Source organism: Cronobacter sp. HA18006 (assembly GCF_011605445.1).
Taxonomy (GTDB): domain Bacteria; phylum Pseudomonadota; class Gammaproteobacteria; order Enterobacterales; family Enterobacteriaceae; genus Cronobacter; species Cronobacter sakazakii.
Window position 1 is genome coordinate 195,040 of sequence record NZ_JAANQB010000021.1, and the last position, 23,164, is coordinate 218,203.

A 23,164-nucleotide genomic window follows, 5' to 3' on the forward strand; every position below is an offset into this window, starting at 1 on the left:
TTGTTTTGGTTTCGGCTCGTCAGCAACGCTTGAAGCGCGAAGCCGTTAAGATAAGTAATCTTAGCGATCTTTTCGACGACTCAAGAGAATAAATGACGTTTAAGCCATGAAACAAGCGATTTTCCTGCAAAAAGACTCGTATTCACAGGCGTATTTAATGTGATAATCATAAGATATCTGGTTCGGGAGACGCTCAAAAGCCAACTGGCGATTTTGTTCATCCTGCTGCTGATCTTCTTCTGCCAGAAACTGGTGAGAATTCTTGGCGCGGCGGTGGACGGCGATATTCCGACAAACCTCGTGCTTTCGCTCCTTGGCCTGGGCGTGCCCGAAATGGCGCAACTCATCCTGCCGTTAAGCTTGTTCCTCGCGCTATTGATGACGCTTGGCAGGCTCTATACCGAAAGTGAAATCACCGTCATGCACGCCTGCGGGCTGAGTAAAGCGGTGCTGGTGAAAGCCGCGATGGTACTCGCGCTGCTGACCGGCATTGTCGCTGCGGTGAACGTGATGTGGGCAGGGCCGTGGTCGTCGCGCCATCAGGACGAAGTGCTCGCGGAGGCGAAAGCCAACCCCGGCATGGCGGCGCTCGCGCAGGGGCAGTTCCAGCAGGCGACCGACGGTAACGCGGTGCTCTTTATCGAAAGCGTGAACGGCAGCAAATTCAATGATGTCTTCCTGGCGCAGCTGCGCCCGAAAGGCAACGCGCGTCCTTCTGTGGTTGTCGCCGATTCCGGCGAACTCTCGCAGCGTAAGGACGGCTCGCAGGTGGTGACGCTCAATCAGGGCACCCGCTTTGAAGGCACCGCGATGCTGCGCGATTTCCGTATCACGGATTTTAAAGATTATAAGGCGATCATTGGCCACCAGGCCGTCGCGCTGGACCCGGACGACGCCGAGCAGATGGACATGAAAACGCTCTGGCAGGCTAACTCCAAATCGGCGCGCGCCGAGTTTCACTGGCGTCTGACGCTGGTGTTCGCGGTCATCGTGATGGCGCTGATGGTCGTGCCGCTCTCGGTGGTCAACCCGCGTCAGGGCCGCGTGCTCTCGATGCTGCCCGCGATGCTGCTTTATCTTATCTTCTTCCTGCTCCAGACTTCGCTGCGCTCCAACGGCGCGAAAGGCAAGCTTGATCCGCTGATCTGGATGTGGGCCGTTAACCTGCTTTATCTGGCGCTGGCCGTGGCGCTGAACCTGTGGGACACGGTGCCAATGCGCCGCATCCGCGCCCGCTTTGCTCGTCGGGGAGTGATCGATGCTGGGATTTAGCGTTCTCGACCGGTATATCGGCAGAACAATTTTCAACACCATAATGATGACGCTGTTCATGCTGGTGTCGCTGTCGGGCATTATCAAATTCGTCGATCAGCTGAAAAAGACCGGCGAAGGCAGCTACACCGCGCTTGGCGCGGGGACATACACGCTGCTGAGCGTGCCGAAAGATATCCAGATCTTCTTCCCGATGGCCGCGCTGCTTGGCGCGCTGTTGGGGTTAGGGATGCTGGCGCAGCGTAGCGAGCTGGTCGTTATGCAGGCCTCCGGCTTTACCCGTATGCAGGTGGCCGCCTCCGTGATGAAAACCGCCATTCCGCTGGTTATCTTCACGATGGCTATCGGCGAATGGGTGGCCCCGCAGGGCGAGCAGATGGCCCGCAACCTGCGCGCGCAGCAGATGTATGGCGGTTCGCTGCTCTCCACCCAGCAGGGGATGTGGGCAAAAGACGGCAATAATTTTGTGTATATCGAACGCGTAAAAGGCGAAAACGAGCTGGGCGGTATCAGCATCTACGCCTTTAACGACAAGCGTCGTCTGGAATCGGTCCGCTACGCCGCCAACGCGAAGTTTGACGCTGAACACAAGCTATGGCGTCTGTCGCAGGTGGATGAGTCAAACCTGAAAAACCCGCAGCAGATAACCGGCTCCCAGACGCTGACCGGCACCTGGAAAACTAACCTGACGCCGGACAAGCTCGGCGTCGTGGCGCTGGATCCAGACGCGCTGTCGATAAGCGGGCTGGGTAATTACGTCAAGTATCTGAAGGCGAGCGGCCAGGATGCCAGCCGTTATCAGCTCAACATGTGGAGCAAAATCTTCCAGCCGCTCTCTGTGGCGGTGATGATGCTGATGGCGCTGTCGTTTATCTTCGGGCCGCTGCGCAGCGTGCCGATGGGCGTGCGCGTCGTAACGGGTATCAGCTTCGGCTTTATCTTCTACGTGCTGGACCAAATCTTCGGGCCGCTGAGCCTGGTGTACGGCATTCCGCCGATTATCGGCGCGCTGCTGCCGAGCGCCAGCTTCTTCCTGATAAGCCTCTGGCTGCTGATGAAACGCGCCTGATGCCTTGCGCACTCCCTCGCTCGGGGGAGTGCGGTTCCTCTCTTTTCACGTTTGCCGGGAAGCCATGAAAAGACTCGCCTCGCTGTTCCTCCTGTTCTTCGCCCATCTCGCCTTTGTGCCTGAGGCGCTCATCCTGATTCTGATAGTGGGCGCTTACTTTTATTTTCGCGATCCGCTGTCGTGGCTGGCCTTCGAGGGTGGCGTGTTCGCCGTGCTGGCGCTGCTTTTCACGCTGCTCGCGCGACATGTGGACCGCCGCAGCCTGGCGGTGGGCGTGGTGACCGCCGGTTCCCCACAGGAGAAAGAGGCTGACGAGGTGCTGCGCCTGTTCTCGCTTGGCGAACACCTTCTCTTTGCGATAACCAGCGCCACGCTGCCGTATTTCATCCTGAGCTTTTTTATCTTCGACGGGCGCGTCGCCTTCTGGCTGCACACCGCCTTTCTGGCTGCTGTGTTAGTGGGCGTTCACTTTGCTGGCCGCTGGCTGGATCGCCTGCAAAAGCGGCGCGGTTACGGCGAATACGGGCTCTGACCGCCGCTTGCCTGCGAAACGGCTATGCTTTTCATACCGTTCACTGATTCGCAGGAAACCATGTCCAGATTCTTTTTTGACGACCGTAAACGCCTTATCAACGACGCCGTTGACGGGCTTATCCTCAGCGCCCGCCACCAGAACCTCACCCGCCTTGATATCGACCCGGCGATCCGCATCGTGGCCCGCCGCGACTGGGATAAAAGCAAAGTCGCGGTGATCTCAGGCGGCGGCTCCGGCCATGAGCCCGCGCACGCAGGTTTTGTGGGTAAGGGAATGCTCACTGCCGCCGTCTGCGGCGATCTCTTTGCCTCGCCGAGCGTGGATGCCGTACTGAACGCCATTGTGGCGGTAACGGGCGACCACGGCTGTCTGCTCATCGTGAAAAACTACACCGGCGACCGGCTGAACTTCGGCCTGGCGGCGGAGAAAGCCAAACGCCACGGGCTGAAAGTGGAAATGGTGATCGTCTCCGACGACGTCGCGCTGCCGGATAACAAACAGCCGCGCGGCATCGCCGGCACGGCGCTGGTGCATAAAATCGCCGGTTTCGCCGCCGAACAGGGCAAATCGTTAAGCGACGTGCGCGCGCTGGCGCAGCAGGCGAGCGACGCGGTGAAAAGCCTCGGCGTGGCGCTGCAGACCTGTAGCCTGCCGGGAAGCACCGAAGACGGGCGTATCAAACAGGGCGAGGCGGAACTGGGGCTTGGCATTCACGGCGAGCCCGGTGCCAGCACTATCGGCACCCAGAACAGCCGGGAAATTGTGGCGACGCTGGTGGAGCGCCTGATGGCACAAGTGCCCGCCGACGCGCGTCTCGCGGTGCTGATTAATAACCTCGGCGGCACGTCTGCGCTGGAGATGGCGCTGCTGACGCGCGAGCTGTCGCGCTCGGCCCTGAAAGACCGCATCGACTGGCTGATCGGCCCTGCGCCGCTCGTGAGCGCGCTCGACATGAAAGGTTTTTCGCTCTCTTTGTTGCCGCTCAATGACATTTTCACAGAGGCGCTGAACGCGCCGGTGGAGGCCGCAGGCTGGCTGGTGCCGGTGGCGTTCGGCGAGCCGCACGCGCAGTCGCTCCCGCTGGTGCGTGACAGCGTGGAGGCCGCGCCTTCCGATAATCCACACGTGCGCAGGCTTCTTGAGCGCGCCACGGCCGCGCTTATCGCGCAGGAAGCGCACCTGAACGCGCTTGATGCGAAAGTGGGCGACGGCGATACCGGCTCCACCTTTGCCGAAGGCGCGCGAGATATCGCGCAGAAGCTTGCGAATAATCAGTTGCCGCTGAACGACGCCGCCGCGCTGTTGCAGCTCATCGGCGAGCGTCTTGCGACGGTGATGGGCGGCTCCAGCGGCGTGCTGATGTCGATTTTCTTTACCACCGCCGGGCAGAAGGTGGCCGATGGCACAGCGCTGCCCGACGCGCTGCTGGCGGGCCTTGCGCAGATGAAGCATTACGGCGGCGCGGCCCCAGGCGATCGGACGCTCATCGACGCCCTGCAACCGGCGCTGGAAGCGTTAAGAGACAAAGGGATTGCCGCCGCCGCGCAGGCCGCGGAGCAGGGCGCAAAAGCCACCGCGCAGATGGGCCAGGCCAGGGCCGGGCGCTCGTCTTATGTGGGGAGCGATAACCTCGCAGGGGTGGAAGATCCGGGCGCCGTGGCGGTCGCGGGCGTGTTTAAGGCGATAACCCAGGGGGGTTAAGCTCTGGCGTTAAGGCGGGTGCGCTTCGCTTACCCGCCCTACAGTGAGCCCAGGGTTTTATAGGGTGGGTAAGCTTCGCGCTCCCACCATGAACCCATCGCCACTTCCCGTGTAGGGTGGGTAAGCTTACGCACCCACCATGAACCCACTGCCACTTCCCGTGTAGGGTGGGTAAGCTTCGCGCACCCACCACCTCAATCCCCACCACTGCAATACCTACTTCCCCACCAGAATCAGGAGCATAGCCTTGCGCCTCGCTATGCTACCATTCCGCCTCTTCCCCCTTAAAAAGCGACGAGCGGCCCACTCTGACGGCGGCCTGCATTTTGACGGGTCATTTCGCCTGAGGAGATATCATGAAAGACGCCTGGCTTGCCGCCTGCGATACCACCATCCAGAACTTCGTCCGCGACTCCACGCGCCTTGAGCCGGGTGAGCTTAGCGTCGTGCCTGTCGACTATATCGATTTCCACTACCAGATAAGCCTGCGGCTGATTTTTAATGTCCGCACCGACACGGCAACCCAGGCGGGGCGGGTCTCCGCGGGCCTTAATACTGATGTCTGCCACTCGCGCACGGAGTACGAGCGCGCCTTACAGGCGCAGACCAGCGCCATCCTCGCCCGCGATAAAACGCTGGATGACGCGCGGGCGTCGCTGCTCTCGCGGCCTTACGGCGACTGGAAGAGCGAAGAGATGGTCTATCTTCACCCAATGCAGGTCTGCCTGACGGAAAACTGCAACAACTGTCACGGCAGCGGTTCGGTCAACTGCGGCCAGTGCCACGGTTCCGGAAAAACGTCCTGCTATGGTTGCGGCGGCAGCGGTCAGGTGATGCGCCAGCGCAGCTATTACGACCATTACACCAAACAAAACCGCACCGAAAACTACTACGAGAGCTGCCCCACCTGTTACGGCGGCAGGGTGACCTGTAACGGCTGCGGCGGCTCCGGCAACAAACAATGCTCACCGTGTAGCGGCACAGGGATGATTTCACACATTACGTCGCTGAAAGCGACCGCCACGCCGGACTACCAACTCGTTTACCCGCAGGCCGACGTGCCGGAGTATATCCGCGAGGGATTATACAAGGCAGGCGTACCGTCGCTCGGCAGTTACGGCCCCGTTGCGCTGACGGATAACGATGTCGATTACGCGCGCCGCGACGTGCATGTTCTCTATGAGGCTAACGTGCCCTTTGGCCGAATGGAGAGCCCGTTGCCGGAAGCGGGCGAAGAGCCGATTCGCTGGATCCTCTACGGCGTGACGCCGCATATTCTCGACGCCGGGCATGTATTGCAGGCGCTGCTGAAAAACGATCTCGATATGCTGGTGCGCCAGGCGACGCCGGGCAAACGGCGCAACCCGCGGGTAGGGGCCGCCAGCCGTAAAACGGTGCAGACGTTTATGGAATCGGAAGCGCACCAGGCGATGCTTATCGAACATAGCCGCGGCAAGCGGGGCGACGCGCTGCGTGAAGCGCTCAACCGCGCCTTCGCCACGCCGTATCTTAACGAGGCGATCGAAAGCCTTGGCAGCCTGGTCAGCGCGGTGCAGCGCTGGTCGCTGGCGAAGTGGAGTCTATTTACCGCGCTGATGATGTATCTGCTGCTGCCGGTAGTAACGACCTGGCAGCGGCAGGGAATGATGAACTTTGATACCGGGCGCATTTACCTGACGGCACCCGGCCATATCAATGGCGTGTGGAACATGGAAGCCGGGCTAAAGGGCATCGCCATGGTGCATGGCATACCAATGCTATGCATCGCGCTGGTGGGCACGCTGGTGGGGTATCTGTGGCGAAGCAGCTGGTTGAACCGGCAGTTCGGCAAGCCGCTCACCGCGTGGGGCAAGCAGCAAGGGCGGTTGCGTAGCCGATGGCTGCTCGGCGCGGTGCTGTCGATAGCTATCGCCACCGCGCTGCTGCTGGTGGCTCCGGTCTGGATCTCGCAGGACGAGATGCTCTATGGCGTGGTGCCGGTGCATGAGTTGATTCAGAAAGTGGCGGAGTTAAGACAGTAAGCGCGTTGCCGGCGGTGGCAGTAATGGCGGGTGCGCTACGCTTACCCGCCCTACGAAGGACATGCGTGGGTTGGGTGGCGGGTGCGCGTTGCTTACCCGCCTACGGAAAAACATGCATGGGTTGGGTGGCGGGTGCGCTTCGCTTACCTGCCTACGGAAAAACATGCATGGGTTGGGTGGCGGGTGCGCTGCGCTTACCCGCCCTACGGGAAAACGTGCATGGTTTGGGTGGCGGGTGCGCTTTGCTTATCCGCCCTACGATGAGGCCAGGGTTTTGTAGGGTGGGTAAGCGAAGCGCACCCACCATGAAATCCGCAGCCACACCCACCCTGGAAAATCTCTCGCGAACCCACTATCTACAACGGTTAAAAAAGGTGCCCTGCGGCGCCTTTGCTTTTTACGCTTACTAATCAGAAATCTGCTTTCAGCACCACGCGGTAGCGCGCTTTACCGTCGCGCACGTGTTGCAGCGCCTCATTGATACGCGACATCGGGAACTCTTCGGTTTGCGGTGCCACTTTGGCGCGCGCCGCCAGCTTCATCAGCGAGCGCAGCTCGTGCGGCGAGCCGGTCGCGGAGCCGGTGACGCTGCGATCGCCCATAATCAGCGAAAACGCCGGTACTTCGAACGGCTTCATCACCGCGCCGACGGTATGGAAATTCCCGCCCCAGGCCAGCGCCTGGAAATACGGCATCCAGTCGAGCGACACATTCACCGTGTTGATAATCAGATCGAACTGACCGGCCAGCGCCTGAAGCGCTTGCGGATCGCGGCTGTTCACCACTTTATCCGCGCCCATCGCCAGGATCTCTTGCTCTTTCGACGGATTCGAGCTGAACGCCGTCACTTCGCAGCCCATCGCGCGCAGCAGCTTGATGGCGATATGGCCGAGACCACCGATGCCAATAACGCCGACGCGGCTGGTGGCGGTAATGTGATGCATCAGCAACGGTTTGAACACCGTGATGCCGCCGCACAGCAGCGGACCGGCGGACGCGGCGTCGATGCCTTCCGGCATCGGGATCACCCACTGCCAGTTCGCGCGAATTTTATTGGCGAAACCGCCGCGGTTCAGAATGGTCGGCACGCTGCCGTGCTGACAGTTCACCTGATTGCCGCTAATACAGGCATCGCAATGTTCACAGCTTGACGCCGTCCAGCCGATGCCGACGTGCTGGCCCACTTTCAGGCCCTTGTTCTGCGCGCTGCCACCCAGTGCACTGACGCGGCCAATCACCTCGTGGCCCGCAATCAGCGGATACGCCGAAATGCCCCATTCGTTATCGATCATCGAGAGATCGGAGTGGCAGATGCCGCAGTACTCAACCTCAACCTCCACATCCTCAGGCTTCAGTTCGCCTGCGTCGTACTCATAGAGCTCAAGCTCTGCGCCAGCTTTATGTGCGGCGTAACTTTTGATGATGGTCATCGCGGTTTCCTTTGTTGTGAACACTAGCAAGGAGTGTAGTCATTCCACTGCCCCGATGCAGCCCCGCGCGGTTTTGACCGCTCATATCGTTAACATTCGAACGATTAACCGGGACTATACCCAATGGCATGGGCCGTTTTCCTGCTTCAGCGCCCGCCATCCGGCGAATATGTCGCCGGTTTGCCCCCCGGTAATGTGGCTCCTGCGAATTCGCATCGCGACGTACTTACACACTCACAGGAGTAAGCATTATGGATTCTCAATTTATCGGATCGGTCATTAATGCGCTGCCGCTGGAGCACATGATTGGCGGGCCGCTGCAGGCCATGATCAAAGCGCAGGTGCAGGCCAGCAAAGCGTATGCCGACTTCCTGCTTTCCGTCTGTATCAAAGACGGTAAAGCGGAGGCGGTGCAGTTCGACTACGACGAAACCGTGGTTGATGAAAAAGGCGTGATTCAGGGCGTGGTGAAAAAAACCATGCGCATCCCGCTGCTGGCGGCGATTTCTCACCCGAACATCAGTATTGAAGAAGGCACCATCGACTTCGAGCTGGAAGTTTCGCAAAGCGAATCCAGCAACAGTGAAACCGCGGCGGAAGCGTCGCTGGAGGCGTCGGTGGGCTGGGGGCCGTTCAGCGTGAAAATCAGCGGGCGCGTCTCGCATAAAGCGCAGCAGACCCGCTCCACCGATACCCGCGCGAAATACAGCATCCACACCCAGGTGAAACGCCAGCCGCCGCCGGAAGCGCTGATGCGTGTGATCGACTTCCTGACCGACGCGGCCACGCGCCCGGCTATTTTGCCGTCCGAAGCCAAAAAGCTGGATGACAAAACGCTCGACGCCTACCCCGTCACGCCGGCAGCTCCTGCTAGCGCCAACGCTGGCGGTACGGGCGCAGCTAACCCTCGCTGACATTCAACCCTGAGGCTGCGTTGCAGCCTCATTTCTCACGGAGCGCACTATGTCACTGAAAGACTGGATACGCGGCAACCGGGAAGCGGGGGCGGGACGCAGCCAAACGCCGTTAAACGCGGCAAGCACGCAGGGCACCGCAGCGGTGGACCCGCCAGATGCGACTGCTCAGGATAGCGCCGTCGCGCCAGAGATCACGCCGCCGGACCATGTTCCGCCCGGTCCGCCACCGGGAGGCGGCACGCCGCCGCCATCAGGGCCATCACCGCGCGGTATGCCCATCACGCTTGCGGATATCACGCGCGGAATGCAGCACGCGGCGACCTCCGCAAACCAGCTCATCGCGCATCAGTATATGCAAGCGCTGGATCCGTTCTTCGAGCACAGCGATGACGGGCGGCTGGTGCCGAAAGTCATCGAAATGCAGCTTGACGATAACCACCACTTCAAACTGCCGCTGGTGGCGCTCTCCACGCCGCGCGGGCTGATGCTCGAAAAAATGAAAGTGTTCCTGACGGTGCGCACGGATGCGGTTGAACAGCAAAGCGCACCGGCGGGCGTCTCGGACGATGCGGTGGGGCGCTTTCACGTCAGCATGTCGCCGCAAAGCCGCGATAAAAACGGGCGCGACAGCGATCACGTGGATATCGAAATGCAGTTCACCGTACTGGAGCCGCCTGAAAGCGTGATGCGCCTGATTGAGGAATACACCAATCAGGTTCTCCCTAAACCGACAGACAGGAGTAACGACAATGGCTAATATCCCCACCAACACCGGCGTACCCGGCGTGGAATTAATTAAATCTTTTGAAGGGCTGCGCCTGGATAAATATCAGGACGCGATCGGTAAATGGACCATCGGCTACGGCCATCTTATTTTACCGAATGAAAACTTTCCCCGTTCTTTAACGCTGCAGGAGGCGGAAGATCTTTTGCGCGCCGATTTAGGCATGACCGAGCGCGGTATTCGCCAGATGGTGAAAGTGGATCTCAACCAGAACCAGTTTGACGCGCTGGTGAGTTTCGCTTTTAACGTCGGCCTCGGCAATCTGCAAAGCAGTACGCTGCTGCGGTTACTGAATCAGGGCAGTTATCGTGAGGCGGCGGAGCAATTTTTACGCTGGAATAAAGCGGGCGGGAATGTGCTGGCCGGATTAACCCGCCGTCGTGAAGCCGAGCGTCTGTTATTTCTGACTGCCCTCTAATGCGCTGATTTAAGGAATTACCTATGAAACATAGTAAATACATGCCGCTCGGCATGGGGCTTGCCGCATGCCTTTTTATCGTGCCGGGTTATGCCAGCCTGCCGGAATGCGATCTGGTGGTAAATAACGCGAATAAGGAACTGACGGCGCAAAATAAAAAGCCCGTTAAGGATGTCGCTAAACTCACCGGGCTATTACGCACGCTGAATAAAGACGACGTGCTGCCCCGTGAATATGTGACGCGAGAGGAAGCCCGAAAGCTTGGCTGGAGCGGTACTCCGCAGGATTCGCTGTGGAACGTCTGGGCGCTGAATAAAAAACAGCTCGGCGGCGATCGCTATACCGGCGCGCCGCTGCCGGAGCCCGGCGAGTGGTATACCGCCGATATCGACAGCGTGCGGGGCATTAGCAGTGGTCGGCATCTTATCTACAGCGCGCAGAGCATGACGCGCTACGTCTCGACGGATAACGATGCCAGCGCTGTGGTACTTCCTCCCTGCCAGTAACCGCCGCGGCCTTAGCGCCTTCTGCGCCGGGGCCGCTTTTTCGAGGTGCCGTTATGGCGGATCACAACATTCATGAGCTATTAAGCCAGTGCCTTGCCGCGCTCGCCGGATTATTTGGCGGGCTAAGCGTGTCGTTTTTCTGGCAACCCAAAAAGCTGCATCAACATGGCCGACTGGCGGCAGGCGTAATTATCGGCGCGATCAGCGTCAGTACCACGTTTACGCTGGGCGGGTTTATTTCGCACTGGCTCGGCATGAATTTCCGGGACAGCGATATCGCCATGGGCATCGGGTATTTTGTTGGCGCGCTGAGTGTCGGCATGATCGCCTGGGTCGCTAATTTTTTTAACCGTCGCGAAGGTCACGACATTTTGCAGGTCGCGGGCGAGCTTAAGCGCGTCGCCCGCGGCGTGGCGAAACGCGCGCCGGGGCGCAGACGCGCACCCCGACGCCCGAAATCAGGAGAGACATAATGCCATCGATTAAATTACTGTTTTGGGCCGTGACGCTGATTGATATTACCGTGGCCATCGTAATTTTTATCAGCGCGCTAAATACCCGGATGCTCTTAATTCCCGTGTGGTATCGGCTCGGGTTATTAGTCGCCGCATTTGGTTTTGCAGCCCAGAGCGGCCTCAATTTGCCCTATTTATTATTCGACACCAATATTATGGTACACACGCTACCGTTCTGGATATTAAAAGACATGGGCGTGGGGCTGGTGGCGATTTATTATTTCTGGAATATGATGTCGAGCCGGAAAACCGCATCGACTCCGCCCAAACGTAAAGCCGCTGCACCCGCCAGGAAAAAATCCTCACCGCGCACGCCACGAAAGAAAACGGCGCAATAATCGATTCCCGGAATAGCTGAAAAGGTTATTCCGGGGAAATGGCCCAGGCTAAACGACGCTGATTTTCCGCCACCTGGCAAATATGCCTGATACTCTCCTGAATTTATTTTATCCCTGCGAGTTCGCATTCCCTTTCATTTACTTGCAGGAGAGAGATATGTTTACTGTTAATCTGTTTTCAGGCAAAACCAAAACCCGCGTATTGTCCGGCGCTTTTGCTGCCACATTCATGGCCTTTTCCTTTAGTAGCTGGGCGTTAAATGGCCCGGCGTGTAATTTCCCGCAGGCGGGGGGAGAGGCCGCCTGGGCGGCGGCGCAGGATAATGCGGGCGGTCATCTGGTGCAGTGCCATATCGGGCAGAATCAGGCCTGGCTTACGCAGCGCGTTAATGGTGGCCAGCCAGGGTGCCCGCAGACGGCGACCGCGTCGGCATGGCTTTCGGCGCAGGCGATGTGGACGCAGGTGGGGGCTGATATTCAGGCGTTCTGCGCACAACAGGCTCTGAATCAGAACCGCTTTGTGATTAATACCCAGATGAACGGCAACGGTGCAGTCAATGTTGGACTGGGCGTTAATAACAATGGCGCGTTTAATATTGCCAATAACCGTACCGCGATTACCGTCATGCAAAATGTGAACGGTCAATGGCACGTGTTAACCAGCTATCCGCAGTAAACAAACAGGGGCATTATGCAGCGCATAATGCCCCTTAAATGTCTGCGTTAATTTATCCTGTGTCGTTAACCTGGGCGCAGGGATTTATTCATCTCCTGAATACATCATGGCCGCCTGAGTGCGATTGGTCACGTTAAGACGGCGGAATATCGATTCCAGATGGGCCTTCACCGTGCCAGCGCTGATATTCAGATGTCGGCTTATCTGTTTGTTTGATTCCCCTGCCGCCAGTAGCTTGAGAATTTCACGCTGGCGCTCGCTCAGCCGTGCCAGCGCGCCGGGGCCGCTGTCCAGCAGTGACACGCTCTCCTGCGGGAAGCAGAGCATCCCCATCGCAGCCGCGCGCAACGTCTGAACAATGGCTTCCGGCGGTGAATCGCGCCGCACGAACGCTGCCACATGATGACGCAAAAACAGCCGCAACAGCGCGGGCTGGCACTGATGAACCAGCAACACCACCGGAATGGCAGGGTGGCGTTGCGCCAGATCATCCAGCAAATCGAGGTTTACGTTTTTACCCGCATCACCATCCAGCAAAATCAACGAGGCCGGAAAATAACCGAGTGTGCTATCTATCTCATCCGGGTTATTTAACCCGCGGATGGTTATTTCTGGAATAAACTGCTTCAACACCGATGCCATTCCTTCAATAAATATCGATTGCTTGTCAATCATTAACACATTCATTGTTAATCTCCATGCAGTAGCGCTCGTTGGGAAGTCTATAAACTGCAAGAGTATTCAAAGGGACGAAAAAAATAAAAGAGGCTATTTGCCATAGGTCTTTTTGCCGATGGGTTCAGTGGCATAATTAAAATTCGAAAAAATTCTTAAGAAAATATCATATATAGCAGGGTGTTAATTTATGCATTCTTTATTTGTGGCTGATTTATATGGAAAGATAAAAGCACACACAGCCATTTATTGGTTATTAACAAATCCAGGCGCGGTTTTAAAAGCTCGCGGCATTATTCCACGGACAATATCAATAAACCAGGCCTGTGAATAACGTCACAATATTAAAATGAAGAGGGCTTTAGCGCTTTACAAGCAGCCCATTCAGCCACTGCTCGGTACGCTCCGGGCGTTTATCCTGCGTTACCCATAATGCCTGCGGCGACAGCTCAGGAAAGGCGGCCAGCAGCATCGTCAGGCGGGCTTCGTTCATATCGGTAAAGCGCCGCCCCTGCTGTTCGCGCTCGCCCTCGCCATATTTAAACGAGAGATACCAGACGCCGCCGGGCTTCAGCGCGGTCGACAGCTTTTGCATGGCAGCGGGCAGTTCATCATGCGAGAGATGCAGCAGCGACGCGCAGCACCAGATGCCGTCGTAGCGTTCCACCGCAGCAAGATCGCTAAAGGTCATCTCCTTCACCGGCAGGCCGCTGTGCGCCCGCGCCAGCGCGACCAGTTCGCCGCAGGCGTCGAACGCCTCGACCTCGTAGCCCATCTGACGGAACGCGAGCGCATCGCGCCCGGAGCCGCAGCCTGCGTCCAGAACGCGCCCGCCCGCAGGCAGGTGCGGGATGAATGCGTCATATAAGGAGGACATATCGACCGCGACGGTGCCCTCGAAAAATTCATGCGCGTGGGCCTGGTAATAGTTCTGCGTCATCAGAAAATCAGCTCCTGTTGTGGCTCGGGTGCCCACTGCCGCAGACGGTTCGCAAAGGCGGCGTTCCAGGCATCCTGCAAAAAGGTTTTACGCTGGCGCTCATTATTACCCGTCTGGTTAATGATTGCCTCATGCAGCGGCAGGCGGCTGTTAATAAAGTATTCGTTACGGGCGTGCAGCCGCGCCAGTAGCGCAAGCGTCGGGACGCGGGCGGATTTGCCGTTTTCGCCGCGGTTACAGCTGTGACACGCAAGCACCAGATTCCAGACGCCGTTCAGGTTAACGCCCGGCAGTTGAGCGGCAAGCGGCAGAAAGTGGTCGATATCGGCAAGCGTTGGGTGGTGTTTCTCAAGGCTGATGGGCGCGTTGCAGTAAAAACAGTGGCCCTTCTGGTAGCCGTTCAGGCTGTTGCGACAGCTCGTCAGCGCGATGCGCGATGAGCTTAAGCGGGTGAAGAGGGTTTCCTGCTCGGGGTCGTAATGGACATCCAGCAACTGCGGCGGCAGGTTCATCTGCCAGGCTTTTTCGACCAGCCGCCAGCGAGCGTCGGTTTCATGCGTAAGATTCGCGAACTGCGTGGTTTCCGTGAGGCGATAAAAGTCATCGGTCAGGCGAATGGCTTTGTGGGCGCGCTGTTCGTTGATGAAAAACGGTTTCGCGATCGGCCCGCCGCTGACATTGTGAAACGCCTTCAGCACGACGTTAAACCCGTGTCTGACCGTCGCCTCGATAAGCTGCCCCTGCGTTATCTCCTGCTGGTTAAACTGCTGACAGGCAAGGATGAACTGACCAGGACGCTTTATGTTGAGGATTTGCTTAGGCGCTTCTTTCAGGTGAGCGCAGATATGCGCGCTGAACGGCAGCGCCAGCTCTTCGAGCTTCACGAGACTGTTTTCGCGCTTCACCTCATACAGCGCCTGCGCCAGCGCGAACTTGTACGTGGCGAAGTTGTTTCCAAAAAGGATCACGCCGCGCCAGTAGTTTTCCGGCGTGGGATCTTTCTCGAAAAAATCCATATGTTGTCCTGTCAGGGAGAAGAGGGCGAGCCGCATGGGTAGTGAAGCCCGTTACGTGATCACATAACAAATGAAAGGTGATGTAAACATGCAAATGATTGTTTTGATGAATTTGTGAGCGGGAAGAAGAACGAAAGGATGGAGAAAGGAGCATGCGTTATGCTGAAATTTTCAGCACTCGACAGGACGGCGCAAGAGCGCTGCTTGCATGGCGGCCCCTGACAGGTATAATCCCAACGTTTTCCGCATCCCTTCCGTGCCGGAGTGGCGAAATCGGTAGACGCAGTTGATTCAAAATCAACCGTAGAAATACGTGCCGGTTCGAGTCCGGCCTTCGGCACCAAGTCACTAAACTCCTTACAATACAATTGATTAGACAATGAAATCTGTCTCTTTTGCCTGTAAGAAATGCTCTGTTATGTCCCTTGAAAAAGCCGCTGTGGTTGATAGTGGTAATTGGGATGTTTACTCATAGCGGCGTGTAGTTCCAGGCGTCAAACACTTACTGACTCAACTTGAAAGCTATGACGTAGCCACCGTCTCTAAACAATCCCAAAAACTTTTAGTGAAGCACATTTTAGCCCGATGCCCCCGTTCTGTCGCCGTCGCGAGACGCCGCAGGGGATAAACAGGTTTATGGTGGTCACGGTACTTGCAGACCATATGCAAGCTCTGCCAGCGGTTCGGCCTCGCTCCCCTTGGGTACATGGTCATCCTGATAAGCCTCACTAACTGACATAACCCTGATGAAGTCGCCAGAGGCTCCGCTTGTCTGTACCACCAACGGGGCTTATAAGCGGTATTGTCAGCTGTCTGGACTGGCTTAAAAATAGGCTATAACATTGGCAACAAAATCTACCAAGGAGGTGGAAGGATGAGCACCAGAGCGGAAATACAGGATGGGGTGCAGTTCGACGTTTTGCGTAGGGGTATTGTTTATACTGAGGTGCTTGGCTGGGTTGACATGGGGCATGCTCGTGGTAGTGATATCATGGAGCTTAAAAGCCAGTTCATCGCGGGGGAGCGTAGCGGCAAGCCTTCCTACATAGCGATGTATCGGCAGGATATGCACTTTGTGAAATTCAACTCACAATTCGGAGTAGGCAAATTCTCCCGCTGGGAAATTAAGCGCGGGCGGAGTACCGAAGATATTAACAGAATCATGCTGGCGATGATGATGAGCACAGCAGCTCGATTTGAAGGGTTGCAAAGCTTGCGGGCTTTCTCTTGGTACACCGATAGCGGTTTCAGTGGTGAGGATTTAGTTTCTGACCTGTTCGGATTCCACCGAGCTATCATGCCGGGGCGTTATGGTTATCGCCTTAAACCTGTGAGTTACGATTCCGCTGTTCGCCGTTGGGATCATTACGGTGCTATAGGCTCCCATAAAAACCGTGGTTTCCGTCCGATTCTGTTCCCTGACCCGGATGATCCGTGCGTGCGTCACCAGTCGTACACAGGGAATCTCCCGCATTTTATGACATCGTTGAGGCCGTGGGACGATTTTACATCTGGGATTGTTAAAGTTATTACAGACAATGGGACGTCACTTGGTTACACAGGGGTGAAGTGATAATGCGTAAATTCTTTAAATGGAGCATCCTTGTATTAATTACGGTTGTTATCCTCTGCTGGTTATTTATCTATTTTATTGCCTCTGGTATCAATGAAACGACCACGTACACTGAAAAGGACTTTTTCAATTATCACTCCCTGACTGATAAAGATATTGCGAAGGCTCCGCGCATATCGAAAGATTATTACTTTGAATCACATCCCGGAGATGGATACGCCCCATCAAACACAATCATTTTTAGGGGAGTATCTGACGTCGAGCCGTTGAGAGCTTATTTGACTAAGCTGGGTTATACCAGACAGAAAGGCGGTTCGAGGAAGGCGGAGATATGGACGAAGCCAGAGCAGATGAATAGTGATCTCTTTTACCTACGCTCTAATGTTACCACTGGTGAAGTAGAACTAACCAAGGAATTGAATAATTGAGGGCTACTCGGTCGTTTCCATTGAGCTGACTTCTTCTGCAATCCCTGCCACACTCGGCTCTTAGGAACTTGTGCGCGTGGAGTAATGCGGTGGTACTGGGTATGTGCGCACAACCCTCTACAAGCCGCATTCTACCGTGAGCCTATAGCTGAATCCCCGGCTTGAAAAATTGCATGTTTTATAGTTCGGACTCCCTCAACTGTATAGCTCGCCCGCGCCCCCGTGCGTGCCCGCGCGTCAGGGGGCGCTGAGAAAACCCTAAGATTTTGCTCATCCGAGACAACCGTTGCAGGCGCGTGTTGCCGAGGGCACACTGCTAGTGTTTGATGGTGTCATCAATCGTTCATTTTATGCATCCAGAGCAGCAAGAAAGGTTTTTAAGAAGGCCAGGTTCCCGTTTGGTATAAAATTACCTACATGGTTAGGTGGTTATATACCATGGACAGCGCGTCGGGTAATGGTTCGCAATATCACGCCTTTTATTGGCCGGACTATTTCTTTGCTCGGTATTATTATTTTGTCGGCAGATGTCTCACAAATTATTTTCTGTACGATACGCGATTACAACACTATCGCCAGAGGAGATGACAAAATATGGCAGACAACCTCGAAAAGCAGATTTACAAACTCATTCGGCCTTACGCCGGTACGTATCTCTTCACGGGGAAGGAAGTCCCGTTGACGCCGGAAACGGATTTAGATACCGATCTGCAAATAGACGAGGCTGAAATAGAAGATTTGATGGATGCCTTTTTTACGACATTTAACGTTGATCGCGCCGGGTTTACGATTAAAACCTATTTTCCTGATTCACCTTTCTCATGGAATTTTTTTAAAAAACCGGAACCCATTCCGGTGCCGGATTTTACTATTGGGATGTTGATCGCCTCTGCTAGAGCTGGCCGCTGGTTGTATGATTAAACGAAAAATAGGTTCTTTCTTAAATCAGAAATAATTAATACTGTCTCCTTGTTCTGCACTCCATAAAAATCCCCGCCGCAGCGGGGATTTCCAGGTAAACACATTTCAAAACACAACTACTCGCCGCGCTTACTCCCACTCCTGCAAAAAGCGCTGGCCGTACTGGTCGGCGACCAGCAGCGCGGCATACACCTGCTCCGGCGACCCGCCACCCGGCATATTGTGAATGGTTTCGCCCTCCGCGCACGCCGCCTGCGCCACCAGGCGCATTTTGGTTTGCACATCCTCTTTAATATCAAGCTGCGCGAGCGTGATGGGCAGCCCGATGCTGTGGCAAAGCGCGGCAACCCTTTCTATCTCCTCTGACGGCGCATTTTCCAGCACCAGTTGGGTGAGCGTGCCGAAGGCCACTTTTTCGCCATGATAGTAATGATGCGCGTCCGGAATGGCGGTAAGCCCGTTGTGGATAGCATGGGCTGCCGCCAGGCCGCCGCTCTCAAAGCCCACGCCGCTCAGATATGTGTTGGCTTCGATAATGCGTTCAAGCGCCGGGGTGACGACGTGCCGTTCGGCGGCCAGCATCGCTTTTTCTCCCTGTTCAAGCAGCGTGTTATAGCACAGCTCGGCAAGCGCCAGCGCGGCCTGAGTGCATTTGCCGCCCGCCATGGTGGTCGCGCCGCTACGCGAGCAGGCGCGCGCTTCAAACCAGGTGGCCAGCGCATCGCCAATGCCGGACGCCAGCAGGCGCGCCGGGGCCCCCGCGACAACCTGCGTGTCGACGATAACAATATTCGGGTTGTGCGGCAGCATCAGGTAGCGGTCGAACTCGCCGCTGTCGGTATAAATCACCGAAAGCGCGCTGCACGGCGCGTCGGTGGAGGCGATGGTCGGCGCGATAGCGACCGGCACCGCCATAAAATGCGCCAGCGCTTTTGCCGTATCGAGCGTTTTACCGCCGCCGATGCCCAGCACAGCGGTACAGCTGGCGCTGTCGGCGAGCTTACGCAGGCGGTCAATTTCATTTTGCGAGCACTCGCCGCCAAACGGCGCGATTTCGACGCTAAGCTCCGCCTGTTTAAAGCTCTGGCGCAGCGTCTCTTCTGCAAAACCGAGCACGAATTTATCCCCGACGGCCAGCCAGCGTTCGGCCAGCGGTTTTAAATAGTCGCCGATGCGGGTGAGCACGCCCGCGCCCTGAATGTATTTACCGGGTGACTGAATAATGCGATCCATAACATTCCTCCTTCAGAGAGTGAGTTAACCTGCTGTGTTTCCTTGTCTTGCTCAGACTTCTCAGTCTCCGACTCTACTGCCGGGGGCGTGCGCATTTGTTGCGCTATATCTAAAGGAGGCGTGATCGAGATTATACCAAGTCCATTTCACTTCGGCTCTGGACGCTAATAGCGTCAGAATGCTGAATTCAGCCTCGTTAATTATCATTGTTTTCCCTTAATAACTGGTGACCTTGTTCTGATACGCGGTAACGGGGCTTCAAAGCGTTTTCGATATACACAGCCTCAACCATCCCATTATTAACAAGGCTGGCGACAATATTCGCAACATTGCTAAATCCTTCAATGCCACGAATGGCAAGAGCGCGATCCAGCATTATCCACGTCCAGTCGATTTCTTTTTCTGCCATGACTCTCAGGACATTAAATTCCGTATTGGTTATTTTCATTTCAGTGCGCCCGGATGGAATTAAACACGCTCTTTTAACACTGCGCGACGTCAGACCATGAATCAATTCCCTTCGCCACGCCCTCCGCTTGCGTTATGCTGCCCGTGATATCTCATCATTACTTCGCAATTTTAATTTAAGTGAAATTAACAGGGAAAGAAAATGAAGTGCATTCAGTGCAATGAAAACGAGCCGAACAAAGAGTCGGGATTATGTCACGCTTGCGAAAAAGCGGAAGCCAGTAAAATTAACGGGTTACTGTACTTGCCAGCCGCCGGGCTTATTTTCAGCCTGATCTTTCTGCCGGTAGAGTTTTTTGATCTGATCAGTGCGATAAGCGCGTACTTCAGCCGCTCGGGGATTATTACGTGGTATGCCGCAGGCGCGGTGGTGCTGTTAGTGGCGCTTATTGGCATCACGGCGTATGCGAGCTGGCATTTCTTTCAGCGTAAGCGGCACACGCCCCGCGCGATGGTTATCTACTATCTGGCGGGGGTGGTAAGCGCGCTGTGGTTCGCCGTACTGCCGGTGAGCCTGTTTGGCGCGAGCTGGGACAACAGCAGCATTCGCAGCGTCCTGTCGGCGTTTATCGGCGTCACATGCTGGCTTCCGTACTTTTTAAAATCCCGGCGCATCGCGCAGGTGTTCGTACGGTAATAACGGTTCAGAGCAGGCGGGGTATCTGCGACAACAGATACAGCACCAGCCCGATGGTGCCGCCGACCAGCGTGCCGTTGATGCGGATAAACTGTAAGTCTTTGCCGATGTTGAGCTCTATCTGCTGCGACATCTCGCGCGCGTCCCAGCTTTTTACCGTGTCGCTGATATGGCGCGTCAGGAATGTGGCGAACTCGGGCGCGACGGTAGTCGCGGCCTGTTCGAGATGTTCGTTGAACGAGGCGCGCAGGGCGCTGTCGGCCATCAGCGATTCGCCGAACCACTGCCCGGCATCGGCGATGCGCTGGCGGGTGCGGGAATCCTCCGCCTGCATGTCGTTCTTCAGCCAGCCGCGCACGTCACCCCACAGCTCCGCCAGGTAGCGGTTAAACGCCTCGTCCTCTTTCAGATACGCCTTGATGCCGTCGGCGCGCTCGGCCATCTCCGGGTCGCTTTTCAGCTTCTCGATGAAATCCACGGTGATGCGGTCAAAGGCCTGGCGCAACTGGTGCGCCTGGTCGTGGCTGATGTCGTCGAGCATGGAATTGACGGCGCTGGAAACCAGCTCGGCGCTGTGTTCGCCGAGCCACTCGGTAGGCAGGATTTTCGCTTTACGCGGGTGCTCGGTCTTCAGCCAGTGGACAATCTGGCGGGCGATAAAATCGCGCGTGCTCTGCTTCTGCACCAGGCGAATCAGTTTGCCGATAAGCGCATCCAGCAGCACCTGATGGCGGTTGTTTTTGGTCATGCTCTCCAGCATCAGCGCGCTGGTCTGGGTAAGATCGACCTTATCAATCGCCTTGTGTACGGCGCGCTTTAATAACCCCTGAATGCGGCTGTCGTCGGTGAGTTCCAGAAAACCGCTCATCACCTGCACCAGGTTCTGGCCCACGCGCTGCGCGTTGGCAGGCTGACTGAGCCACTGGCCGAGCAACTGCGCCGGTTCGTGGCGGCGGATCAGCGCGACCAGCGAATCGGTATCCAGGAATTTCTCCTGCACAAACTGCCCGAGGTTCTCGCCGATGCGGTCTTTTTTACGCGGAATAATCGCGGTGTGGCGCGAGATAAAAGGAATCGGCACACGGCGAAACAGCGCCACCACGGCGAACCAGTCCGCCAGCGCGCCCACCATCGCGGCTTCCGCGATAGCCTTAACGCCGCTCACCCAGAAACCAGGCGGTAAAAACAGCGTGGTGACAAATGTCGCCGCCGCCGTCAGCAGCAGGCCGAGCGCCAGACGCTTGGCGCGCTTTAATTCAGCTAATTTTTCCATGCGTTAAGCATATAACCCATGCGGCGGTTGCGACAGGGGATAACTCCGGAGTCTCAGCTCTCTTCCATGGCGTGATGCAGCGCTTCGCCAATCTGTTGCAGCGCCTCACGGTAATGCTCGCTGGCAGGCAGCGCGCAGTTGATGCGCAGGCAGTTGCGGTATTTGCCTGAGGCGGAAAAGAGCGAGCCGGGGGCGACACGAATTTCAAGGCGCGTTAGCTGACGCGCCACGCAGACGATATCGACGCTCTCCGGCAGTTCTATCCAGAGCATAAACCCGCCTTTAGGGCGCGTGACGCAGATGCCGCACGGGAAATATTCACGCACCCAGCAGGTGTAGGTCTCCATCTGGCGCTGATAGTGCTGGCGCATCCGGCGCAGGTGACGGTGATAGTGGCCGTCGCGGATAAACGCCGCTACCGCGAGCTGCGTGGCAGGCACGTTGGTGCCGCTGGCGGCGTATTTCATCTGCAGCACACGCTCGTGATAACGCCCCGGCGCTATCCAGCCCACCCGCAGGCCGGGGGCGAGCGTTTTCGTCACCGAGCTGCACAGTATGACGCGCCCGTCGATATCCCAGGATTTGATGGTGCGGGGACGCGGGTATTCGGTCGCCAGCTCGCCATAGATATCGTCTTCAAAAATGATGATGTCGTGGCGCTGGGCCAGCGTCAGCACCGCGCGCTTGCGGGCATCGGGCATGATAAAGCCGAGCGGGTTATTGCAGTTCGGCACCAGGATCACGCCTTTAATCGGCCACTGTTCCAGCGCCAGCTCAAGCGCTTCTACGCTGATGCCGGTCTGCGAATCGGTCGGGATCTCAATGGCTTTGATATCGAGGCTTCGCAGCAACTGCATGGTGCCGTAATAGCAGGGCGATTCCACGGCGACGATATCGTCGGGCTTGCAGACGGCCAGCAGAGCGACAGAGAGCGCGTTGTGGCAGCCGCTGGTGATGATAAGTTCGTCGGCGCTGATGTTCGCGCCGCCATCCAGCATCAGGCGGGCTACCTGCTGGCGCAGTTCCGGGCGGCCCGCCAGGTCGTCATAGCTAAAGACATCCAGCTGATTGTGTTGCACCACACGGCTCATCTCGCGCCAGAGCGGCTTAAGCGTGGGGTGGGTGATATCCGGCGCGCCGCCGCCGAATGTGGTCAGGCTTTTATTGCCGCGCCCGTCGAGGAGCGTCATTACTTCATCCCATTGCGTCACCTCGACCGGGCGCTGTACCGGGCGCGTCATCGCAGGCACCGGCGGCTGCATTTTACGCGGCGCGACAAAATACCCCGAGCGCGGGCGCGGCACGATGAGCTGCTGGTTCTCCAGCACCAGATACGCCTGCTGTACGGTGCTGATACTGACGCCATGCTCCTGGCTCAGGCTGCGTACCGACGGCAGTTTTTCACCGTGGCGATAAAGGCCCTGTTCGATACGCTCCGCCAGCAGGCAGGCGAGGTGCTGATAACGCGTCATGCTGTATGCTCCATTAATACAGTACAGATCACAAAACCGGTACAGATAACGGCACAATACGCCTTTCAGCCGCGTATGTCGCGCTTCTGTATGGTTAACAAATAGATTTTGTGAATCTGTATTGTTACCGGCGATCCCGGCCATCATAAGGCTCAGCCTGATACAGGAGAGCGACGATGGAATTTCACGAGAACCGACCCCGCAGACCGTTTATTGGCTTCATACTGATCTGGCGCGCCTGGAAGGCCTGGCGGCTGCGCGCGCAGACCCGAAAAGTGCTCAGCAGAATGAACGAGGCGCAGCTGCGCGACGTCGGGCTGCGACGCGACGATACGTATTAAACCCC

The 23,164-nt window shown here is 56.9% G+C and carries 25 protein-coding genes, 1 tRNA gene and 1 pseudogene; 19 read left to right on the top strand and 8 right to left on the bottom strand.

Annotation, left to right across the window (positions count from 1 at the left end):
• Window positions 1–159 precede the first annotated feature (159 nt).
• The 5 genes from lptF to G9X48_RS13130 all read left to right on the top strand — a co-directional run bounded on the left by lptF (window position 160) and on the right by G9X48_RS13130 (window position 6,598).
• A complete protein-coding gene (lptF, locus tag G9X48_RS13110; protein WP_007891270.1) occupies window positions 160–1,272 on the top strand; it encodes an LPS export ABC transporter permease LptF in 1,113 nt (370 codons plus the stop codon).
• Window positions 1,259–2,341, top strand: coding sequence for an LPS export ABC transporter permease LptG (gene lptG, locus G9X48_RS13115; protein WP_097641658.1), 1,083 nt, complete (start codon window positions 1,259–1,261; stop codon window positions 2,339–2,341). The genes lptF and lptG overlap by 14 nt, the downstream gene beginning before the upstream one ends.
• Before the next feature lie 64 nt (window positions 2,342–2,405).
• Entirely contained in the window at window positions 2,406–2,873 is a 468-nt protein-coding gene (locus G9X48_RS13120) for a hypothetical protein (protein WP_097641659.1), read from the top strand.
• 60 nt (window positions 2,874–2,933) lie between these two features.
• On the top strand, window positions 2,934–4,577 hold the full coding sequence (locus G9X48_RS13125) for a dihydroxyacetone kinase subunit DhaK (protein WP_097641672.1): 1,644 nt from the start codon (window positions 2,934–2,936) through the stop codon (window positions 4,575–4,577).
• Between the two features lie 356 nt (window positions 4,578–4,933).
• Window positions 4,934–6,598 (top strand): hypothetical protein, encoded by a 1,665-nt coding sequence (locus G9X48_RS13130; RefSeq protein ID WP_097641660.1) that lies wholly within the window; start codon window positions 4,934–4,936, stop codon window positions 6,596–6,598.
• A 410-nt stretch (window positions 6,599–7,008) separates the two neighbouring features.
• Here the strand turns inward: G9X48_RS13130 and G9X48_RS13135 are convergent, their stop codons facing one another.
• Entirely contained in the window at window positions 7,009–8,028 is a 1,020-nt protein-coding gene (locus tag G9X48_RS13135) for an NAD(P)-dependent alcohol dehydrogenase (RefSeq protein ID WP_097641661.1), read from the bottom strand.
• A 251-nt stretch (window positions 8,029–8,279) separates the two neighbouring features.
• Between G9X48_RS13135 and G9X48_RS13140 the strand changes: the two genes are divergently transcribed.
• The 7 genes from G9X48_RS13140 (at window position 8,280) to G9X48_RS13170 (ending at window position 12,182) form a co-directional block, all read left to right on the top strand.
• Entirely contained in the window at window positions 8,280–8,942 is a 663-nt protein-coding gene (locus G9X48_RS13140; protein ID WP_097641662.1) for a DUF2589 domain-containing protein, read from the top strand.
• A gap of 49 nt (window positions 8,943–8,991) precedes the next feature.
• Complete coding sequence (locus tag G9X48_RS13145) at window positions 8,992–9,702, top strand: DUF2589 domain-containing protein (protein WP_032994211.1); 711 nt, start codon at window positions 8,992–8,994, stop codon at window positions 9,700–9,702.
• The gene (locus tag G9X48_RS13150; protein WP_007850548.1) at window positions 9,695–10,147 is read left to right on the top strand and encodes a lysozyme; all 453 of its coding nucleotides are present in this window, start codon (window positions 9,695–9,697) and stop codon (window positions 10,145–10,147) included. Before G9X48_RS13145 ends, G9X48_RS13150 begins: the two co-directional genes overlap by 8 nt.
• 23 nt (window positions 10,148–10,170) lie before the next feature.
• Entirely contained in the window at window positions 10,171–10,653 is a 483-nt protein-coding gene (locus tag G9X48_RS13155) for a ribonuclease (protein ID WP_097641664.1), read from the top strand.
• A gap of 53 nt (window positions 10,654–10,706) precedes the next feature.
• Complete coding sequence (locus G9X48_RS13160) at window positions 10,707–11,126, top strand: hypothetical protein (RefSeq protein WP_015387049.1); 420 nt, start codon at window positions 10,707–10,709, stop codon at window positions 11,124–11,126.
• Window positions 11,126–11,506, top strand: a complete 381-nt coding sequence (locus G9X48_RS13165; RefSeq protein ID WP_038879416.1) for a hypothetical protein — start codon at window positions 11,126–11,128, stop codon at window positions 11,504–11,506. Before G9X48_RS13160 ends, G9X48_RS13165 begins: the two co-directional genes overlap by 1 nt.
• Before the next feature lie 157 nt (window positions 11,507–11,663).
• Window positions 11,664–12,182 carry an RNase A-like domain-containing protein gene (locus G9X48_RS13170; RefSeq protein WP_069681742.1) on the top strand — a complete coding sequence of 173 codons (519 nt, stop codon included), beginning with the start codon at window positions 11,664–11,666 and terminating at the stop codon, window positions 12,180–12,182.
• A gap of 84 nt (window positions 12,183–12,266) precedes the next feature.
• Here the strand turns inward: G9X48_RS13170 and G9X48_RS13175 are convergent, their stop codons facing one another.
• The 3 genes from G9X48_RS13175 to G9X48_RS13185 form a co-directional block, all read right to left on the bottom strand.
• Entirely contained in the window at window positions 12,267–12,869 is a 603-nt protein-coding gene (locus G9X48_RS13175) for a response regulator transcription factor (protein WP_007780886.1), read from the bottom strand.
• 349 nt (window positions 12,870–13,218) lie between these two features.
• Window positions 13,219–13,797: a class I SAM-dependent methyltransferase gene (locus tag G9X48_RS13180; RefSeq protein ID WP_105629580.1), complete on the bottom strand. Its 579-nt coding sequence runs from the start codon at window positions 13,795–13,797 to the stop codon at window positions 13,219–13,221.
• Window positions 13,797–14,813 (bottom strand): HNH endonuclease domain-containing protein, encoded by a 1,017-nt coding sequence (locus G9X48_RS13185; protein ID WP_097641666.1) that lies wholly within the window; start codon window positions 14,811–14,813, stop codon window positions 13,797–13,799. The genes G9X48_RS13180 and G9X48_RS13185 overlap by 1 nt, the downstream gene beginning before the upstream one ends.
• A 258-nt stretch (window positions 14,814–15,071) precedes the next feature.
• Between G9X48_RS13185 and G9X48_RS13190 the strand changes: the two genes are divergently transcribed.
• The 5 genes and pseudogenes from G9X48_RS13190 (at window position 15,072) to G9X48_RS13210 (ending at window position 17,735) form a co-directional block, all read left to right on the top strand.
• A tRNA-Leu gene (locus G9X48_RS13190) sits at window positions 15,072–15,156 on the top strand.
• 531 nt (window positions 15,157–15,687) lie between these two features.
• Entirely contained in the window at window positions 15,688–16,386 is a 699-nt protein-coding gene (locus G9X48_RS13195; protein WP_097641667.1) for a hypothetical protein, read from the top strand.
• 2 nt (window positions 16,387–16,388) lie between these two features.
• Window positions 16,389–16,814 (top strand): hypothetical protein, encoded by a 426-nt coding sequence (locus G9X48_RS13200; protein ID WP_012125883.1) that lies wholly within the window; start codon window positions 16,389–16,391, stop codon window positions 16,812–16,814.
• A gap of 343 nt (window positions 16,815–17,157) precedes the next feature.
• Window positions 17,158–17,412: pseudogene (locus tag G9X48_RS13205) on the top strand (STM2901 family protein); the annotation flags it as partial.
• Entirely contained in the window at window positions 17,409–17,735 is a 327-nt protein-coding gene (locus G9X48_RS13210) for a DUF1493 family protein (RefSeq protein WP_012125882.1), read from the top strand. The pseudogene G9X48_RS13205 and the gene G9X48_RS13210, both read left to right, overlap by 4 nt.
• Before the next feature lie 129 nt (window positions 17,736–17,864).
• Here G9X48_RS13210 and G9X48_RS13215 read toward each other — a convergent pair whose 3' ends face one another.
• Together G9X48_RS13215 and G9X48_RS13220 are read right to left on the bottom strand one after the other, a co-directional pair.
• Complete coding sequence (locus G9X48_RS13215; RefSeq protein ID WP_097641668.1) at window positions 17,865–18,968, bottom strand: glycerol dehydrogenase; 1,104 nt, start codon at window positions 18,966–18,968, stop codon at window positions 17,865–17,867.
• 196 nt (window positions 18,969–19,164) lie between these two features.
• The gene (locus G9X48_RS13220; RefSeq protein WP_165770554.1) at window positions 19,165–19,416 is read right to left on the bottom strand and encodes a MarR family transcriptional regulator; all 252 of its coding nucleotides are present in this window, start codon (window positions 19,414–19,416) and stop codon (window positions 19,165–19,167) included.
• A gap of 162 nt (window positions 19,417–19,578) precedes the next feature.
• On the opposite strand from G9X48_RS13220, the gene G9X48_RS13225 reads away from it, so the two are divergent.
• Window positions 19,579–20,073 carry a DUF2569 domain-containing protein gene (locus G9X48_RS13225; RefSeq protein WP_004387110.1) on the top strand — a complete coding sequence of 165 codons (495 nt, stop codon included), beginning with the start codon at window positions 19,579–19,581 and terminating at the stop codon, window positions 20,071–20,073.
• A 7-nt stretch (window positions 20,074–20,080) separates the two neighbouring features.
• Here G9X48_RS13225 and G9X48_RS13230 read toward each other — a convergent pair whose 3' ends face one another.
• Both G9X48_RS13230 and G9X48_RS13235 read right to left on the bottom strand, forming a co-directional pair.
• The gene (locus G9X48_RS13230; RefSeq protein ID WP_097641669.1) at window positions 20,081–21,346 is read right to left on the bottom strand and encodes a DUF445 domain-containing protein; all 1,266 of its coding nucleotides are present in this window, start codon (window positions 21,344–21,346) and stop codon (window positions 20,081–20,083) included.
• A gap of 53 nt (window positions 21,347–21,399) precedes the next feature.
• A complete protein-coding gene (locus G9X48_RS13235; protein ID WP_097641670.1) occupies window positions 21,400–22,818 on the bottom strand; it encodes a PLP-dependent aminotransferase family protein in 1,419 nt (472 codons plus the stop codon).
• Window positions 22,819–22,994: 176 nt separating this feature from the next.
• Here G9X48_RS13235 and G9X48_RS13240 point away from each other — a divergent pair, with 176 nt between their 5' ends.
• The gene (locus G9X48_RS13240) at window positions 22,995–23,159 is read left to right on the top strand and encodes a DUF1127 domain-containing protein (RefSeq protein ID WP_004387107.1); all 165 of its coding nucleotides are present in this window, start codon (window positions 22,995–22,997) and stop codon (window positions 23,157–23,159) included.
• Window positions 23,160–23,164 lie beyond the last annotated feature (5 nt).

Excerpts from the sequence above, each read along its gene's own strand:
- lptG (WP_097641658.1), top strand. The coding sequence starts at position 1,259 with ATGCTGGGATTTAGCGTTCTCGACCGGTATATCGGCAGAACAATTTTC.
- G9X48_RS13120 (WP_097641659.1), top strand. The coding sequence starts at position 2,406 with ATGAAAAGACTCGCCTCGCTGTTCCTCCTGTTCTTCGCCCATCTCGCC.
- G9X48_RS13125 (WP_097641672.1), top strand. The coding sequence starts at position 2,934 with ATGTCCAGATTCTTTTTTGACGACCGTAAACGCCTTATCAACGACGCC.
- G9X48_RS13130 (WP_097641660.1), top strand. The coding sequence starts at position 4,934 with ATGAAAGACGCCTGGCTTGCCGCCTGCGATACCACCATCCAGAACTTC.
- G9X48_RS13135 (WP_097641661.1), bottom strand. The coding sequence starts at position 8,028 with ATGACCATCATCAAAAGTTACGCCGCACATAAAGCTGGCGCAGAGCTT.
- G9X48_RS13140 (WP_097641662.1), top strand. The coding sequence starts at position 8,280 with ATGGATTCTCAATTTATCGGATCGGTCATTAATGCGCTGCCGCTGGAG.
- G9X48_RS13145 (WP_032994211.1), top strand. The coding sequence starts at position 8,992 with ATGTCACTGAAAGACTGGATACGCGGCAACCGGGAAGCGGGGGCGGGA.
- G9X48_RS13150 (WP_007850548.1), top strand. The coding sequence starts at position 9,695 with ATGGCTAATATCCCCACCAACACCGGCGTACCCGGCGTGGAATTAATT.
- G9X48_RS13155 (WP_097641664.1), top strand. The coding sequence starts at position 10,171 with ATGAAACATAGTAAATACATGCCGCTCGGCATGGGGCTTGCCGCATGC.
- G9X48_RS13160 (WP_015387049.1), top strand. The coding sequence starts at position 10,707 with ATGGCGGATCACAACATTCATGAGCTATTAAGCCAGTGCCTTGCCGCG.
- G9X48_RS13165 (WP_038879416.1), top strand. The coding sequence starts at position 11,126 with ATGCCATCGATTAAATTACTGTTTTGGGCCGTGACGCTGATTGATATT.
- G9X48_RS13170 (WP_069681742.1), top strand. The coding sequence starts at position 11,664 with ATGTTTACTGTTAATCTGTTTTCAGGCAAAACCAAAACCCGCGTATTG.
- G9X48_RS13175 (WP_007780886.1), bottom strand. The coding sequence starts at position 12,869 with ATGAATGTGTTAATGATTGACAAGCAATCGATATTTATTGAAGGAATG.
- G9X48_RS13180 (WP_105629580.1), bottom strand. The coding sequence starts at position 13,797 with ATGACGCAGAACTATTACCAGGCCCACGCGCATGAATTTTTCGAGGGC.
- G9X48_RS13185 (WP_097641666.1), bottom strand. The coding sequence starts at position 14,813 with ATGGATTTTTTCGAGAAAGATCCCACGCCGGAAAACTACTGGCGCGGC.
- G9X48_RS13195 (WP_097641667.1), top strand. The coding sequence starts at position 15,688 with ATGAGCACCAGAGCGGAAATACAGGATGGGGTGCAGTTCGACGTTTTG.
- G9X48_RS13200 (WP_012125883.1), top strand. The coding sequence starts at position 16,389 with ATGCGTAAATTCTTTAAATGGAGCATCCTTGTATTAATTACGGTTGTT.
- G9X48_RS13210 (WP_012125882.1), top strand. The coding sequence starts at position 17,409 with ATGGCAGACAACCTCGAAAAGCAGATTTACAAACTCATTCGGCCTTAC.
- G9X48_RS13215 (WP_097641668.1), bottom strand. The coding sequence starts at position 18,968 with ATGGATCGCATTATTCAGTCACCCGGTAAATACATTCAGGGCGCGGGC.
- G9X48_RS13220 (WP_165770554.1), bottom strand. The coding sequence starts at position 19,416 with ATGAAAATAACCAATACGGAATTTAATGTCCTGAGAGTCATGGCAGAA.
- G9X48_RS13225 (WP_004387110.1), top strand. The coding sequence starts at position 19,579 with ATGAAGTGCATTCAGTGCAATGAAAACGAGCCGAACAAAGAGTCGGGA.
- G9X48_RS13230 (WP_097641669.1), bottom strand. The coding sequence starts at position 21,346 with ATGGAAAAATTAGCTGAATTAAAGCGCGCCAAGCGTCTGGCGCTCGGC.
- G9X48_RS13235 (WP_097641670.1), bottom strand. The coding sequence starts at position 22,818 with ATGACGCGTTATCAGCACCTCGCCTGCCTGCTGGCGGAGCGTATCGAA.
- G9X48_RS13240 (WP_004387107.1), top strand. The coding sequence starts at position 22,995 with ATGGAATTTCACGAGAACCGACCCCGCAGACCGTTTATTGGCTTCATA.